Genomic DNA, 16683 nt, shown 5'->3' on the forward strand with positions numbered 1-16683 from the left:
CTCGACCGACCTAGCGCAACACGCTGCCGATGCTTGGCCATCAGATGTTCCTTCCGACAAAGGACGCACATGGGTTTGCTAAACAATCGGCAATGCGACCGGTTTGTTACCCACACCACATACCCCGTGGTCGCTTTAATCGAACCGTTACCAAACCGGGCGTAGTCGCAGGATTTCGACCGCAGGCTCATTCCGCGGATCGAGCGTTCGAGTCGTCAGATAATCGTCGAGATGTTGACGCTGTGCGTCGTTCATCGCCTCGGCGCATTGCCGGGCAATCGCGTTGCGCACGTTGTCGTCCTGCACGGCCAACAGGTCAAAAAACGCTTCCCACAAATCGCCGTCGACGATCGCGTCGAGCAGCCCACCCGCGGCCCGCGTACCGGCCCTGGCGAGCGTCTCGCCGATGCGGCGCCGCAGTTCGTCATCGCTGTATTCGGCAACCACGAGCGCACCGCGCCAGGCATCGGTCTGACCACCGGCGACCAGCTCGTCGATCATGAGCGGGAGCATCCGCTCGTTTTCGAAGAGCGGATTAGCGGCAAGCTGGTGCAACGTCGGCGGCTCGAGATGTTCGGCGAACCGCAACAACTCGACCGCCGCTCCCTCGTCGATGAAGCACCGTAGAAGGTCGGCGATGGCCTTAGGTTCTATCTCGTCGAACATGGTCTTGCCGACGACTGCGATCAGATCCGCGTCCAACCGGGATATCACCGAGAGCGCCGCCAGCCGCAGCTGCGTCGACCCGGCCGCCACGGATCGGACCATACGCCCGATCCGGCCGGGCGAGGACTGCAGTATTTCGCGCACCACGTAGCTGACCGTCACACCAGAGCGCACATACGAGCCCGCGAAAAGCAGTCCCTCATCGTCCTGCACACCCTCCTCGACGGCGCGAATCAACTCGGGCGTCGCGAAGTCGACGAACAAACCCGCGGTGGTGTAGTCGTGCAACCGCAGGATCTCGTTGGCGATGTCGACGATCGGTTTCGGCGGTGCCAAATGGGCGAGTCGCTCCACGGCGCGCGGGTCGAGATAGGGCGCAGCCGCCGCGGCGTAGGCCGGATCCAGCATCGTGATCGCGGCGACCGCCTTCTTCGGATGCACCAATCCGATCGCTCCACCGGCACGACCGCCCATCATCGGCGGCACCACCGCCTGCACGATGGGCAGGGCAATGCTCAGCGGCACGATCGGCACCAGCATGCACAACCGTCGGAACTTCTCGGCATGGTCATCGAAGATCCGGTAGGACATCCTGGTTTGCAGGTCGTGCACCTCATCGGCGCTGAGCCGCTCCAGAAACGACACCTTTTCCACTGGGACATGCAACGTGCGCGCCACCAGTTCCACCTGCGCCTTGGTGACCAGCTCGCTCATAGGTCACCGAACATGATCTTCTTCGCGGGCCTGCGCAGCGGCCAGGGCAGTGCGGCCAAAACTCCGTCGATGGATTCATCGAGCGCCTGCCGCTCGTCGCGACGGGCAATCTCGAGCATCGCCAAAAGCTCGGCGCATTCCGACTCGGTGAGTTTGTCCAGCACGGCCACCTGGTCACCGATCGCGAGTTCGAGGTCTTCGCGTGCGCTCACCGAGCCCTCCCGTGTTCTGCGAACTCCGACTCCCCTACCGCGATTGCATCACAAAAGCAGCAACGACCGGAGGCGTTCGCAGCTAAACGGAGGCGACTATGCCGGCCAGTTCGTCGGCGACCCGCTGGGCCGTTTCCGTGTCCGACGCCTCGACCATGACGCGCACCAGTTGCTCAGTTCCGCTGGGCCGCAACAGCACTCGGCCGGCGTCGCCGAGACGCAGCTCGGCAGCGGAAACAGCCTCGGCAACGCTGGGATGCGCGGCGACCACGGCTTTATCGCTGACCCGGACGTTCACCAACACCTGCGGCAACGTCTGAACCACGCCCGCCAATTCGGCGATCGGCTTGCCGGTCTGGCCCATCCGGTGCAGCAGCCGCAGTCCGGTGAGGATGCCGTCGCCGGTGGTTCCGTACTTGGGCAGCACCACGTGCCCGGACTGCTCGCCACCGAGGCTGTACTCGCCGTTGCGCAGTTCTTCCAGCACATACCGGTCGCCGACCGCCGTGGTGCGCACGGCGACCCCGGCGGCGCGCATGGCGATATGCAGGCCCAGGTTGCTCATCACCGTGGCGACCAGTGTGTTGTGCGCGAGCTCGCCCGTTTCGGCCATGGCAATCGCGAGCACGGCCATGATCGCGTCGCCGTCGATGATCGCGCCCGAGGCGTCGACCGCGAGGCAACGGTCGGCGTCGCCGTCATGGGCGATACCGATATCGGCGCCCGCCTCGACCACGGCACGCCGGATCTGGTCGAGGTGGGTCGAGCCGCACCCGTCGTTGATGTTGAGACCATCCGGCTCGGCGTTGATCGCGATGACGTGCGCACCGGCCGCCCGATACGCAGCCGGCGCGATTTCCGACGCGGCGCCGTGTGCACAGTCGACGACCACCGTCAACCCATCGACGCGCGCAGGTACGGCTTCGGCGAGCCTGGCCAGGTACTTTGCCGCCGCCTCATCGTGGACGTTGCGCACACGCCCGATCGCCGCGCCCGTGGGCCGCGGCGGGTTGCCGATCTCCATCGCGGCTTCGATGCGATCCTCGACGTCATCCTCGAGTTTGTGCCCACCGGCAGCGAAGATCTTGATTCCGTTGTCCGGCATCGGGTTGTGCGACGCGGAGATCATGATGCCGAGGCAGGCATCGTAAACGCCGGTCAGATAGGCGACGGCCGGGGTCGGCAGAACACCGACGTTGATCACGTCCATCCCCGCCGCGGTGAGGCCCGCGGTCACCGCAGCCTCGAGCATCTCCCCGCTCGCCCGCGGGTCACGCCCGAGGACCGCGACCGAATGCTCGGTGCCGGGTCGCGACAGCGTTTCTGCGGCGGCACCGGCGATCCTCAGCGCCAACTCGGGACTGAGCAACTCGTTGGCCAGTCCGCGTACGCCATCGGTTCCGAACAGTCGACCCACTCGCACTACTCCTCAGACACACAGGTACCCCGCGCGCGAGCGCCGGATGCGCAAATACGACACGGGAGCAGGCGCCCGAAGTGTCGGACGCCCACTCCCGTGGACGATAACTCGAGCGATAAATCAGCGCTTCGAGTACTGCGGCGCCTTGCGCGCCTTCTTCAGACCGTACTTCTTGCGCTCGGTGGCACGCGGGTCACGCGTGAGGAAGCCGGCCCGCTTGAGCGCCGGACGGTCCTCCGCGGTGACCTCGACGAGCGCACGGGCGATGGCCAGGCGCAACGCGCCAGCCTGACCCGACGGGCCGCCGCCGTGCAGGCGAGCGTGCACATCGAAGCTCTCGGTGCGCTCGACCGTCACCAGCGGGGCCTTGACCAGCTGCTGGTGCACCTTGTTGGGGAAGTAGTCCTCGAGGGTCCGTCCGTTGAGTACGAACTGGCCGGTGCCCGGCAGCAGCCGGACCCGAACCACAGCTTCCTTGCGGCGGCCGACGGTCTGCACCGGACGGTCGATCACGATCGGGGCCTGCGGGACCGAAGCCGGTTCGGGCTCCAGGTACTCCTCCGAGACAATTTCGACGGCGGTCTCTTCAGCGGCGTCGTTCAGGTTCAGTTCGTCCGGTGCGGTCACTGGGCCACCTGCTTGATCTCGAAGGGCACTGGCTGCTGCGCAGTGTGGGGGTGATCCGGGCCCGCGTACACCTTGAGCTTGCGGCTGATCGAACGGCCCAGCTTGTTCTTCGGCAGCATGCCGGTAACGGCCTTCTGCACCACCCGGTCGGGACGGGTATCCATGGCCTCGCCCAGCGTGCGGGACTTGAGCCCGCCCGGGTGGCCGGAGTGACGGTAAAGGCGCACGTAGTCGCGCTTGTTCGCGCTGATGGCGACCTTGTCGGCGTTAATGATGACGACGTAATCGCCGCCGTCGACGTTAGGGGCGTAGGTCGGCTTGTTCTTACCGCGCAGCAAGTTCGCTGCCTGCACGGCGAGACGGCCGAGCACTACGTCAGTGGCATCGATGACGTGCCACTGACGGGTCACGTCACCCGCCTTCGGGCTGTACGTAGGCACAGAGCTTCCCTGTCTCTTCGATGGTGGTGCCAGCCAGGCGAACATGGTCGAGTGGCTCCCGCCGGCCGGTGGAGACGCGGGACTCGCTTTACACAGGGCAGAAAACACCCGGCGTACCGAACGCCAACGGGCAACGATACCGGCCGCTGGACGCGCAGGTCAAAGCGAACTATCGAGGTCGGCCTTCACCCGACGTGCATCGCGGATGTCGAGCAATTTGTTCAGGACCACAATCAAGACGCAGATACCCAGCAATGCCACGAGGGCATAGGTGAATGCATTCCATTCCCAGCCACTGCCCCCGATCTGGGGTTGCAAGGCAAACAGGTGTGCCCCGACGTCGCTCGAGCCCATGCCCACCGCGTCACTCCTTCGCCGTATCTGCGGAGAAATCTGGGTCATGGTAGCCACGGCGAGAATCCGGGCTCGCATTGTGGCAGGCGTGTCGTGCTGGATGCGGCGACAATTGTGAGCAGCAAGGGCCGGTCATGTCCTTGCCCACGACCCGTCCCAGCACCGCAGAAAGGGCCGGCATGAAGCGCAACGCGCGGCGCTCGGCGTCATTGTGGACCGCAGCAGTGGCGTTTCTGAGCGTCGGCGCGCTCACCGGTTGCACCACGCACACCCAGGGTCGTGCGGTGTCGATATACAACGACCCGTTCGCGGTCGCCGGTTTGCCGACCACCGACGGTCCGACGGGCCCGCGACCCGGCGTCGCCGCCGCCAACCGTCCGGTGACCAACACCGACCATGGGCCGGTTGACACCCTGGCTACAAACGCAATCGACGACATCGAGGGCTATTGGAAGACCGAGTATCCGAAGGTGTTCCGCGGGACGTTCGAGCCCGTCGGGGAATTGGTCTCCTGGGACTCCACGGCACCGCGGCGATCGGCGCTTCAATTCTGCGGCGATCGGACCGCCGGGTTGGTCAACGCCGGTTACTGCGTCAGCGACAACACCATCGGGTGGGACCGGAAAACGATGCTGCCCAGCATGATCGACTCGTTCGGGCCGATGGCGGTCGTCATGGTGCTGGCGCACGAGTATGGCCACGCGGTGCAGCACCACAGCGGCCTGGCCACCGAAGACGATCCTGGCATCGTGCGCGAACAACAGGCCGACTGCTTCGCGGGCGCGTTCATGCGCTACGTCGCCGAAGACCACGCTCCGCATTTCACGCTCAACACCAGCACCGGACTGAACTCCGTTCTCGCCGCTACGGTTTCGATTCGCGACGCCGATCCGAACGACCCCGACTCGGTGCACGGTTCCGCGTTCGAGCGCGTCACCGCAGTACAGATCGGCTTCACCGACGGGCCAACGGCGTGCGCCAAAATCGATGCCGACGAAATCGAAGCCCGTCGCGGCGGGCTCCCGCAGGCCTTCGACGATCCCTCCGATACCGGAGAACTCCCCATCACAGCGGACACGGTGAAAGAGTTCGACAAGGCGCTCACCTCGATCCTGCCGGTGCCGAACGAGCCGAATCTCAGCCTGTCCGGCAGCAGCATGCGGTGCGCCGACGCCCGGCCCACTCCCCCGGTCTCCTACTGCCCAACTTCGAACACCATCGGCATCGACCTAGCCGAACTCGCCAAACGCGGCACCCCCAACACCGAACCGGAGTCGGGGCTGCCGGTCACCGTCACTGGTGACTACACCGCGTACGTCCTCGTCGCCTCCCGCTACACGCTTGCTGTGCAAAAGAGTCACGGACAGGCGCTGTCCGATCCCAAGACCGCCCTGCGCGCGGCCTGCCTGTCCGGCGTCATCACCGCCGCACTCGGTTCGCCGGACCGCGACCCCACCCACGGTGACTTCGTGCTGTCTCCCGGAGACCTCGACGAGGCCGTCTCGGCACTACTCAGCGACGGCCTCGCCGCCAGTGACGTCGACGGCCGGACCGTACCCAGCGGATTCTCGCGCGTCGACGCGTTCCGGGCCGGCGTCCTCGGCGGCGAAAACGCCTGCGCCAACCGCTACTCGTGAGTGGGTTTCAGCCGCCGAAGCTGGCCGCTGCGGCGTTGTTCGCCGCTTGCATCGCGGCGTTTCCGTCGCTGACCGCGAGTGCGGCCGCGTTGAGCATCGAGTTGAGTTCGGTTGTGCGCTGGTGCCATTGGGCCTGCAGAGTGGCAAACGCCTCGTTGGCCTCGCCCTGCCAGGCGTTGTCGACAAAGCCTTTGACCTCACTGTGAAACGACTCCAGATCATCCATGATGGTCTGGGCAAGCGACTTGATGGATTGTGCGCCCTCTTCGACGGAGCCGAAGTTGGCAGCGATCACTGGGCTCGACATGACGAACTCCTTAATTATCAGTGTGGGATGGCTGACGGATTGGCAGAGCTAGAGATTGAGGCTGCTACCTACAGAGGCGATCTTCGACTTGTGGTCCTCGGTGGTCGTGACGTACGACGAACCGGCGCGCGCAACATTTTCGGCGGTCTCGACCAGTCGCTGGTTCAATTCGCGCGCGAGCTGGAAGTAGCGATCCATCACGTTGTCGAATGCGAGGCGGGCGCTGCCTTGCCACGTCGCGGTCGTCGCGTCCGAGGCGGCGTCAACCTGAGAGATCTTGGCGTTCAACGCATCGTGTTTCCCGCGCATGTTGGTCGAAAAAGCATGAATCGCTTCCGCGTCCGCGGACAAATACCCGGCCATCTGCTGGCACCTTTCATTGGTCGCACCCTTACACCTACTTGGACGCTGCGGGGACGGATCGGTTCCCGTTGCAGCCGAAATAATTCACGCTGACTAGGCCGGACCGATCCGAACCGACCGCGTCACCTGCGCGCAGGCATCGGACACCGCCGCCCAGCCATCCTCGACAAATTGGCAACCAACACTGACTTGAAGGTCATGATCCACAAGGACGTACCAATTGACCTGCGAATCGTCTTCGGCCCGTTCGTGGTAGGCGACGGTAGGACGCTCCGCGAAGACGACCCCGTTCTCGAGGTTGTCGAAACGTGGTGCTCGAGTCGTGATTTGCATAGCCAGCAGCCGGTAAACCTCCTCCATACCGGCATCGGGCGCGAGCGATGTCTGCGTCAGCACGATCCGACGGCGACTCCCATCGTCGGGACGCAATTCGAGTCTGCTGTCGGTCGCCGCGCCGCGGACCGACCAACCGATCGGCGGGTCGAACCGTACGCGGGCGAAATTAACTGCCGCAGCTATTGTTTCGGTAACACGCGCCGGTGTCGGGGGCGCGCTGACTTCCGGTGGTCGCGTTGTGACGGCCGTCGGCTGCGCATCCGCGATCGCGGTAGCCGAATCGGTAGCACGCGACCGAACGCCAAGGAGCACTATTAGTCCCACGACTAGCGCGGCCGATAGGCACCCCGCAATAGCCAGTACCTTTCGACGCGAGTCGCGCTTGTCAGTGAAGGTCAGTGTTACCGCTTGCTCCAGCCATCCAGCCGCCGGTAGTCGGGAAACCGCGGGGATCGCTGCCGGTTGTGCAGGCGGCTCGAGCCCAGTTGCGACTTCTGCGCCGCTGACCGCAACGACCCGGTCTCCTACTATCCCGGATGCCACAATCGAGGCTCGCAGTGCACTCAACGACAGATCCGAGCCGGAGGTCACAAGAATCTCGCGGACGCGGCCATCGTCGAGGAGGCCCTGAGTCGCGGCGCGGACGGCGTCCTCGTCGATTTCCGCACCGGTGATCGTCGGTTCGAAGGCGCACGAGCGAAGCTGCGGCCCGCCCGGATCGTCGACGACCACGGTCATGGTGAGCCCAAACGTGTTCAGTTCGACGACCATTCGTGCGTGGTGAGCTCGCCAGGGCCCAGCCGGGTTGGCACGGGCTACGGCCGACGCGACGGGGATCGTCGTCACATCGTCGGCGAGTTGTCGCAACGGTGTTTCCAGGGCACGGCGACGCGGGGTGCCCCAGTGCGACGGATGACTCAGCCGCAGCGATTCTGGCCTGTTCCCCGCAAGCCCAACGCCATCCAGGGCGTAGCTGACCAATCCGGACAGCGCCGCAGCAAAGGTAACGGAGTCCCCCGCGACGGTGAGCACTCCGGGGTCCACGCCGTCGCATACCCGTACGAGGTCGTACTGCGAGCCGACCGCCGCGTCGGCGAACAACAAGCCTGATCCGTCGTGGGCGACGACCGCCGGACCGGACCACTGGGCTTGTCCGTGCCGAACCCACAGCCATTCGCTCGTCAGGTGAATCAAGACCGGTGTCGTCATCGCGATTCGTTCCACGCGAACTGCACCAGCGCAGCGCCGCCCCGCGTGACGAGCGTGCCGCGACCTGGCGGCATTGCACTAGCCCGCACGTCACCGACAAGTGGGCCTTCCTCCCGGCTACCGCTCATCACGACGCCCGCCGCACCCACGTCACGCAACCGAGCGATCACCGGTTCGAACATCGCGCGTGCAGCACCGCCGGACCGCCGCGCAACAATCAGGTGTAGCCCGATGTCCTTGGCTTGCGGGAGAAACTCCAGCAACGCGGCAACGGGATTGCCGGCAGAGGTCACCACCAGGTCGTAGTCGTCGATGATCACGAAAATCTGTGGGCCGCTCCAGGAATGGGTGCGCAACTGCTGCTGGTCGGCATCCGGTCGCGGCAACCGGGCCCGCAGGTAGTCGGCGAGATCGTTCATATTCGCCGCCAGCGCGGTCGACGTGGGCGCATAGGCGGCCAAGTGCTCGGTTTCGACCACCCCGAGCATGGTCCGACGGTAGTCGCCGATGACGAGCTTGGCCTGCTGGGGCGTGTTCGACGCCAGAATCGATTCACAGATTCCGCGCAACAGCGTGGTCTTGCCGCATTCGCTGTCGCCGAAGATCAACAGGTGCGGTTGGTCGCCGAAGTCAATGTAGGCGGGCGCCAACTCCGACTCGTTGATGCCGACCGGAATCCGCTGGCAGGGCCCGTCAACCATGTCAGGCCAGTTCGCCTGCTGCAGCAACGCCGCGCGGTCGACCTGTTCGGGCAGCATTCGGATCGCGGGCGCCGACCGCCCAGCAGCGTTGTGCGCGATTCGAGCGACCGCATCCGCAACACCGGCACGCAGGTCGGCAGTCGACGACTTTCCGTCGATCCGGGGCAAGGCCAGGAGCAGGTGCAATCCGTCGCGCGTCATGCCGCGGCCCGGTCGCCCCTGGGGTACGAGCAGTGCAAGCCTGCGCCCGAGGTCGGAATCCGAAGGATCGCCGAGGCGAAGCTCGATTCGCGTCCCGAGTTGGTCCTTGAGTGCCGGTCGCACCTCCGCCCAGCGCGATGCCGCAAGAACCACATGCACTCCGTACGACAGCCCTTGTGCGGCAAGGTTGGTGATTACCTGCTCGAGTTGCTCGAAGTCCTGCCGGATGCTGGCGAAACCGTCGATGACCAAGAAGACGTCGCCGAACGGGTCTTGGCTCGCACTGTCGATTTTTGCGCGCCGCCGTCGGTAGTCCGCTATCGATTCGATACCGAGGGCTCGAAACAGCGACTCCCGTTGCCGCACAATCGTGGTCAGTTCTGCGACGGTCCTACGCACTCGCTCGCGGTCCATCCGGCCGGCGACTGATCCCACATGCGGCAATCCGGCCAGTCCAGATAGCGTTCCGCCACCGAAGTCAAGGCAATAGAACTGCACGTCTTTGGGCGAGTGCGTCAAGGCCATCGACACGACGAGCGTGCGCAGCGCGGTCGACTTGCCCGATTGCGGCCCACCCACCACTGCCACGTTTCCGAGTCCGCCGGAAAGATCGACGGTCAACCGATCGCGACGCTGATCGAATGGGCGATCGATGAGCCCCACGACCGCCCGCAGAGGTGGCGATTCGCCCCCGTCAGGAGCGGCCACAAGTGCGTCGAGCGTCGGCGACTCGTTCAACGGCGGTAGCCAAATCCTGTGCGCCGCACGGCCGTGGCCCCGCATGCGGTCGGCGACGACGGTGAGCACCGCCGGGGCGTCGACCGTGGGCGAGGCTTGCACCTCGTCGGCGCTGTCGGGGGCGGACATGGCCGGTTCGTCGAGGACTACCGCGGCGGCGGTGAACGGACGGGGCCGGACCGCGACCGGCCGGTCGCGATCCGCATGAGCAGTACGGCGCACCGGCTCGTAAGGCCCGGATACGTATAGCGCCTGGAATCGCTGGATCTCGGCGGCATCGGACTTCAAGTAGCCCGCCCCTGGTTGCGCCGGCAAATGGTACGCGTCTGGAACGCCGATCACAGCTCGCGATTCGTTAGCCGAAAAGGTCTTCAGGCCAATTCGGTACGAAAGGTGACTGTCGAGCCCGCGCAACCGTCCCTCGTCCAATCGCTGACTCGCCAGCAGCAGGTGGATATGTAGCGACCGGCCAAGTCGGCCGATCGCGACAAACAGGTCAGCGAATTCCGGCTGTTGGCTGAGCAGTTCGGAAAACTCGTCGATTACGACGAACAGCGCGGGCAATGGATCGAGGTCTGCCCCACCGGCTCGCGCCTTCTCGTATTCGGAGACATTGGCGAAGTTCCCGGCCGCGCGCAGCAGTTCCTGCCGACGGTTCAACTCACCAGCCAACGCGTCGCGCATCCGGTCGACGAGCGCCGTCTCCTCTTCCAGGTTGGTGATCACCGCGGCCACGTGGGGAAGCCCGTCTAGGCCGAGAAACGTTGCGCCACCCTTGAAGTCGACGAGTACGAGGTTGAGTTGCTGGGGTGAGTGGGTGGCGAGCAAGCCGAGCACGAGCGTTCGCAAGAACTCGGATTTTCCCGACCCAGTTGCGCCGATACACAGACCGTGCGGCCCCATGCCATTCTCGGCCGCTTCCTTGAGGTCGAGTTCGACAGGCGAGCCGTCCGCTCCCACCCCGAACGGCACCCGCAGTCGCGCGCGGCCGTGACGAGGCCGCCACGCGACGTCGGGATCAAAGGCGCCCGGATCGACAATTCCGATCAATTGGGGCCACTGCACACGCTTTTCTGAGTCGTCGGCTGTCTCGGCGTCCCGCGAATGCGTGCGATAGGGAGCGAGCCGACGCGCCGACATCTGCGCCTGGTCCACGCTGATCTGGTCAGCCGTGGCGAATATTTCCAACCCGGCAGCACTTCGCGCGCCGAGGCGGCCGTCGCTAACCACCAATTGGAGGCCCCGGTTTGCTGCCAGTCGCGGACAGTAGCCGCTCAGGTCGAGCACCGTCACGCTGTCGAGCCCGGATTCGACCAGCCCATCTGGTTCGGTACCGGTGTCGAGCACACCGCCGTCGACCACCAGGATCAACTGCGCAACCCCCGCTTGGGCCGGCGCGCTCCGGGAAAACCTTGCACGCAAGCGTAATTCATCGCCCAGCGCATCGGTGAACTCGCGAATCGAGCCGTAGACCATTCGCCGGGCGCCGGCACCGTCCATCTCGCGCGGATGCTGAACGTGCGGCAGCCATTTGCACCATTCCCATTGCGAAGCTGTGTCGGGCCCGCACACAACAGCGGCAACTAACTGGTCCGGGCCGTGAAACGTGCTCAGCCGCAGCAGCATCGCGCGCACCAGCGCACGCGCCGCGGCGCGGTCACCATCGATGGAAATGGCGGCGAAACTCCGTAGCGACACCGCCGTCGGAAGGTCCGCGACCACCGCGTGCGTGCGAACGAACCGGCGCAGTGACACCGCGGCGACCGGGTCCAACTCCTCCACCGGTCCGGTTTCCGGAGCCACCAGCCGGGTGGCGAGACGTTGACTACCGCGACCCACCCGTACGTGGCAATGATCCGGGTCGCTCGTTCGCCGCTCCCACATCCGGTCGGTTCCGGCCAAGGTCCACAACAACTCCGGCTGCGGATGGCTCCACAACAGGGCGGCTCGCTGTTGCGCCGAAGTGCTTTCGACATCGCGGCGCAGCTGGTCGAGGTAGCGCAAATAGTCCTTGCGATCTTCGTTGAGCTCCGCCGTCTTGGCGCCCCCGCCACGCCCCTGTCCGGCGAACATCCCGACCATGGACAGCACCATCATCGCGGGAAAGAGCAGGCTCATCGGGTTTGCGCCGAACCCGCCCGAGGTGAACAGCAGCGCCATCATGCCGACCATCGCCAGCACCATCACGACGGGCAGCATCTTCATCAGCACGTTCGCCGGCGTCACGCGCGGAACCTCCGGTGGCGGCTGCAGCGTCAACTCGCCGCCGGGCGCACGCGGCGCTTCCCTTCTGGCTCGTCGAACAAAGCGAACAGTGCTCATGAATCCCCCGATTCCCCCGTGCGGCGGTCGCTGACCTCGGACGACCCCCACCCGAGCAACCGCGCGCCTAGGTTAACTCACGGCGCCGACAAACCTGACAAACTGGAGCTACCAGCCGCAATGCCGTAGAGTCCAGGCACAGCGCTCGTCGTGCAAGGGGGAATTGCGCCAGCGCTTTTCGGGGGGAGAAGTCGTGACCGACACGCCAGTGGTCGGCACAGCACAGCTGTGCCGGATGACAGTTCTTGCGCGCAACACGCAGGTCGACGTGGCAGTGCCAGCCGACGTGGCCATTGCGCTAGTCATGCCATCAATCGTGGACATGATTCGTGGCCACCACAACGATCTCGACCAGCCGAACGAACCTGCACAACAGCAAGATTGGACCCTTGCCAGGATTGGTGAACCGGCACTGCCTTCGCATCTGAGCCTGAACGAGCACGGCGTTCGTGACGGCGAACTGCTCATGCTCCAGCTCGCCGACGCCCCCACGCCGCCGCCCCTGTTCGACGACGTCATGTATCAGGTCGCCAGCGCGGACACCGGTCGGTGGTCGCCGGAGGGAGCGCGCGTGGTCGGTTCAGCCGTTGCCGTGGCGGCGACGCTGACCAGCTGCATCGCGGTGCTCGAGTCGCCGCTCGGGGTGGTCCGGATGCTGGGTGCGATGGCGGCCGCATTCGTCGCGGTACTGCTGCTCATCGCCTCAGCGGTGGTAAGTCGGCTATATGCCGATGGCCGAAGCGGGGTGGTGTTGTGCGCATGCGCGCTGCCCCTGACCGTCACGGCGGGCGCCGCGTTCGTGCCCAGCCCGATCGGTTGGCCCAACATTCTTCTCGCCGCAGCACTCGGCGGGGCTGCTGCGGTCCTAGCGCTGCGACTTGCGGTCGTCGGACGACGATTGTGCACCGGAGTCGCCACCGCGTCAGTTCTTGTCCTTTGCGTCGCCTTGACCGCCATGTACGCCGACATGTCGGTGCGTGCGCTGGGCGCGGTCGCGACCGGGTTGGCTTTGACCGCGCTTGCAGTGGCGCCCCGAATCTCTATTGCGCTCGCACGATTGCCGCTGCCCGCAGTGCCTGCCGCGCAGGCGGCGCTCAGCGATGCCGACGACGCCGCGCTTCCCGACATCACCGACTTGACCCGCCGCGCGGAGGTGGCCCGCGCAAGTCTCACGGGATTGATCGGCGCAACGACAACGGTCGCGGCCGCGGGCGCCCTTGCAGCGGCATTCTCCACCGGCCACCCATACTGGCCGGGTTTTGCGTTGTCCGCAGCCAGTGCGGCGGTACTGGTTTTCCGTGGACGTACGTATGCGAGCGCAGAGCACGCTTACGTCCTTATCTTCGGCGGGTCGTGCATCTGGCTGGCGATGCTCGGCGGTTCGGCCATTACGGCGCCGCAACCACTTGTCGTCTTCGCGGTAGCCATCGCCGTGGCCGGTGGCGCACTCGCTATCGGAATCATTGCACCGACACAGGACTTTTCACCGCCCGCCCGCCGCAGCGTCGAACTTCTCGAATACGTTTGTGTCGCAATAGTTCTACCGTTGGTGTGCTGGGTGGCTGGCCTCTTCGAGGTGGTGCGCGGGCTGTGATCGCCGCTCGGGTGCTCATAGCTGGCATGGTGGTGCTGCTCAGCGCCGCAACGGGCGCCGCGGCCGCGCGCGGTGGACCACCGCCGATCGATGCCAGTCGGCTTCCCGCGGACGCGGCACCGGCGCCACCCGATCCGACCGAACAGCGAAACACCTGTTTTCATACGGCAGTTCGCGAGCCCGAGCCCGTCGTGCCCGCAGCTCAGCGCTGGCTGAACCTGGAACCGGCGTGGCGATTCACCAAAGGTGCCGGTCAACTCGTCGCGGTGATCGACACCGGAGTTTCTCGTAGCCCGCGGCTGCCCGGTCTCATCGCCGGCGGAGACTACGTCGGCACCTCAGACGGCACCGTCGACTGCGATGTACACGGCACCGCGGTAGCCGGCATCATCGCGGCCAGCGAGGCCGACGGCGACGGATTCGCCGGAGTCGCACCGCAAGCACGCATCATCTCGTTGCGCCAGTCGAGCGGACTCTTCGACGTTGCCGGACGCTCGCCCGGCCAGCGAGACGATCAAATCGCCGATGGCTACGGCAACGTCGCCACGATGGCTTCCGCGGTCCGGCATGCGGCCGACATGGGCGCGACCGTCATCAACATTTCCGAGGTCGCCTGTTCGACAGCCCACATCAACGACGCCGCCCTCGGTGCAGCGGTGCAGTACGCCGCGACGGTCCGCAATGCAGTCGTCATTGCGGCGGCTGGCAACACCGACCGCTGCAGCGCCGCCAATCCAGGGCCGGATCCGCTGCACCCCAACGCCGATCCGTGGGACCGCATCACCACCGCCGTCAGCCCAGCCCGATTCGACGACTACGTGCTCACCGTGGGGTCCGTCGACGCCCACGGCGCTGCCTCGAAGTTCACCGTTGCCGGCCCTTGGGTGGACGTGGCGGCGCCCGGAGAGAACATCGTTTCCCTCGATGCGCGCGGCGCTGGTACCGCAACCGGCAAGCGCGACGACAAAGGAAACGTCGCAGCGTTTTCGGGAACGAGTTTCGCCGCGCCCTTTGTCGCCGGGACCGCCGCGCTGGTGCGTGCGCGGTTCCCGCAGCTCACCGCCCGGGAAGTCATAAACCGGATCGCGGCGACCGCGCACAAACCGGCAGAAGGCTGGAACCCGTACGTGGGCAACGGTGTCATCGATCCGTACGCCGCGCTGACGGCCGAGGTGGCACCCACGACGGCGTCGGACTCGCCACGAACGCTCCCCAGCCCGCCAGCCGAATCGGCAGATCGCTCGGCGCAGTACCTCGCACTGGGCGGCTCCGCGGCCGTCGCCGTGCTGCTCGGTCTCGGTGTGCTGGCATCGCTACCGCTCGCGCGAGCGTCGCGCAGATCAGTTCGCTGAGGCGTCCGGCAGCGGACCGGGCGCCGGATCCGGCGCCACACCGTCGTGTACGAGGAGCGCCTGCGCCCGACCAAGCGTCGGACCGGCGGCAAGCAACGCAACCATCGACCAGGGCGCCTGGTGTGGCCGCGCATCGAATCCGAGCGCCTTCGCTGCGTCGAAGTCGCTGACACCAAAGCGGACTCCCGTGTCAGCGATGTAGTAGATCGAGTCGGCGCGGGAACTGTCCGCCAACCCAGTCGTCTGCACAAATGCCCCGGTTCCGGGACGGATGTAGGCGGTGTCGGCGCGGTCTCCGCTGTGGTCGGACTGCACCAACTGCACCGGCGCCGCACCGGCAGCCACTGGCAGACTCCGACCGATCAACACCCCGATCTCGGCGCCACGGGTTTGCCCGTCGAGGACCGGTTTCCAGGACAGGCAGGCCACCGGCTTTTCGGCCGAATCGATCACGGTGGGAGCCGTTTCCGGGAAGGTCGCGACATCGAGTGCCGAGACGAGCGGAACTCGGGTCAACGTATCGGGGGTGATCTTCTCGATGTCGGGGTTGCCCTGGGAATCGGCGAACCGGATCAGATCGGCCGTCGCCGGACTGACAGCCTGGACGCCCTCGCGCAGCAACACGTAGTACTGCCGCTGCTCGCCACGCTGCACCGCGACCACCGAGCCAATCTTCTTGCCGGACAACGTATAGCTCGGCGCGGAGCCGGCGCCGTCGATGTGCGGAGCGGTGATCGGCGGCACCTCGGGTATGGAATTGAGCAAACCGGCGCTGATGGGCCGCGGCGAAACACCCGAGAGCGCATAGGCGTTGGTAACCGCATGGTCGCGCAGGTCGATCCTGGCACGCTTGCCGTCATAGACCAGATACGTTGCGTCCCTGGTCTGGACGAGCAACGCCTGACGCTGACCCAAGGGACCGGCGTGATCACCGAGTTCTGTCGCACCGATGATCACCGAGGTCGTCGATGCACCTCCGTTCACGTCGAGCGCGTCGCACACGGTCCATGCGCCGGACGCACCGGAACGATCGAACGGCAGCGCCGACGGCGCACCGGGAATGCCGACGAGCGCCCCGCGCGCGTGGGTGCCGAGCTCGGATTCCTTGACCAGTACAGGGTTTGCGGGATCGTTTGCCGCCAGTCGGGCCGAGGCGAGGTTGAGCACTGGGTGGACGGTATCGCCGAGAACGACGAACATTGCTCCGGAGTCCTGGCCGACAACGATCTTATGGTCGCCGATCTTCGCGGCGGGCCGCAGCACTGCGAGCACCGCGCACGCACCGACAGCGAGCACGGAGAGGACCGCGCCTACCGCAAGGGCGCGCGACTGCGCACGAATCGGATCGTGCAACATGCGCACGTCGCGCCGGACCAGCGCATGTTCCATGCGCCGGGCGAGAAATCGATAGCCGCTGACCTGCGACCGAGTGGTGGGCTCGGATCCCATTTCTGCTTCCCCCCGAAACAGTGCTGGTCCCCGGATTCACG

General features: G+C 65.8%; 14 protein-coding genes. 3 read left to right on the forward strand and 11 right to left on the reverse strand.

The features are described 5' to 3' along the window. Window positions 1-147 precede the first annotated feature (147 nt). The 6 genes from FOS14_RS01575 to FOS14_RS01600 all read right to left on the reverse strand — a co-directional run bounded on the left by FOS14_RS01575 (window position 148) and on the right by FOS14_RS01600 (window position 4490). Complete coding sequence (locus FOS14_RS01575; RefSeq protein ID WP_143768488.1) at window positions 148-1380, reverse strand: hypothetical protein; 1233 nt, start codon at window positions 1378-1380, stop codon at window positions 148-150. Beyond that, window positions 1377-1592, reverse strand: a complete 216-nt coding sequence (locus FOS14_RS01580) for a hypothetical protein (RefSeq protein WP_143768489.1) — start codon at window positions 1590-1592, stop codon at window positions 1377-1379. Before FOS14_RS01580 ends, FOS14_RS01575 begins: the two co-directional genes overlap by 4 nt. An 82-nt stretch (window positions 1593-1674) precedes the next feature. Continuing rightward, entirely contained in the window at window positions 1675-3009 is a 1335-nt protein-coding gene (gene glmM / locus FOS14_RS01585; protein ID WP_143768490.1) for a phosphoglucosamine mutase, read from the reverse strand. Between the two features lie 123 nt (window positions 3010-3132). Next, window positions 3133-3582: a 30S ribosomal protein S9 gene (gene rpsI, locus FOS14_RS01590; protein WP_370512147.1), complete on the reverse strand. Its 450-nt coding sequence runs from the start codon at window positions 3580-3582 to the stop codon at window positions 3133-3135. A gap of 53 nt (window positions 3583-3635) precedes the next feature. After that, window positions 3636-4079: a 50S ribosomal protein L13 gene (rplM, locus tag FOS14_RS01595; RefSeq protein WP_143768492.1), complete on the reverse strand. Its 444-nt coding sequence runs from the start codon at window positions 4077-4079 to the stop codon at window positions 3636-3638. A 159-nt stretch (window positions 4080-4238) separates the two neighbouring features. Further along, window positions 4239-4490, reverse strand: a complete 252-nt coding sequence (locus FOS14_RS01600) for a hypothetical protein (RefSeq protein ID WP_221936637.1) — start codon at window positions 4488-4490, stop codon at window positions 4239-4241. Window positions 4491-4612: 122 nt separating this feature from the next. On the opposite strand from FOS14_RS01600, the gene FOS14_RS01605 reads away from it, so the two are divergent. Further along, window positions 4613-6070, forward strand: a complete 1458-nt coding sequence (locus FOS14_RS01605; protein ID WP_143768494.1) for a metallopeptidase — start codon at window positions 4613-4615, stop codon at window positions 6068-6070. A 7-nt stretch (window positions 6071-6077) separates the two neighbouring features. On the opposite strand, the gene FOS14_RS01610 is transcribed toward FOS14_RS01605, so the two are convergent. The 4 genes from FOS14_RS01610 to eccCa form a co-directional block, all read right to left on the reverse strand. Continuing rightward, the gene (locus FOS14_RS01610) at window positions 6078-6377 is read right to left on the reverse strand and encodes a WXG100 family type VII secretion target (protein WP_143768495.1); all 300 of its coding nucleotides are present in this window, start codon (window positions 6375-6377) and stop codon (window positions 6078-6080) included. Window positions 6378-6425: 48 nt separating this feature from the next. After that, a complete protein-coding gene (locus tag FOS14_RS01615; RefSeq protein ID WP_143768496.1) occupies window positions 6426-6740 on the reverse strand; it encodes a WXG100 family type VII secretion target in 315 nt (104 codons plus the stop codon). Between the two features lie 93 nt (window positions 6741-6833). Beyond that, complete coding sequence (locus tag FOS14_RS01620) at window positions 6834-8285, reverse strand: type VII secretion-associated protein (RefSeq protein WP_143768497.1); 1452 nt, start codon at window positions 8283-8285, stop codon at window positions 6834-6836. Further along, the gene (eccCa, locus tag FOS14_RS01625; protein WP_143768498.1) at window positions 8282-12247 is read right to left on the reverse strand and encodes a type VII secretion protein EccCa; all 3966 of its coding nucleotides are present in this window, start codon (window positions 12245-12247) and stop codon (window positions 8282-8284) included. Before eccCa ends, FOS14_RS01620 begins: the two co-directional genes overlap by 4 nt. A gap of 193 nt (window positions 12248-12440) precedes the next feature. On the opposite strand from eccCa, the gene eccD reads away from it, so the two are divergent. After that, window positions 12441-13841: a type VII secretion integral membrane protein EccD gene (eccD, locus tag FOS14_RS01630; RefSeq protein WP_143768499.1), complete on the forward strand. Its 1401-nt coding sequence runs from the start codon at window positions 12441-12443 to the stop codon at window positions 13839-13841. Next, window positions 13838-15193: a type VII secretion-associated serine protease mycosin gene (mycP, locus tag FOS14_RS01635; RefSeq protein ID WP_255450002.1), complete on the forward strand. Its 1356-nt coding sequence runs from the start codon at window positions 13838-13840 to the stop codon at window positions 15191-15193. Before eccD ends, mycP begins: the two co-directional genes overlap by 4 nt. Here mycP and eccB read toward each other — a convergent pair. Continuing rightward, a complete protein-coding gene (eccB, locus tag FOS14_RS01640) occupies window positions 15182-16642 on the reverse strand; it encodes a type VII secretion protein EccB (RefSeq protein WP_143768500.1) in 1461 nt (486 codons plus the stop codon). The two genes, mycP and eccB, sit on opposite strands and share 12 nt — an antisense overlap. Between the last annotated feature and the right edge of the window lie 41 nt (window positions 16643-16683).

The sequence above is a fragment of the Skermania sp. ID1734 genome (assembly GCF_007489285.1).
Taxonomy (GTDB): Bacteria; Actinomycetota; Actinomycetes; order Mycobacteriales; family Mycobacteriaceae; genus ID1734.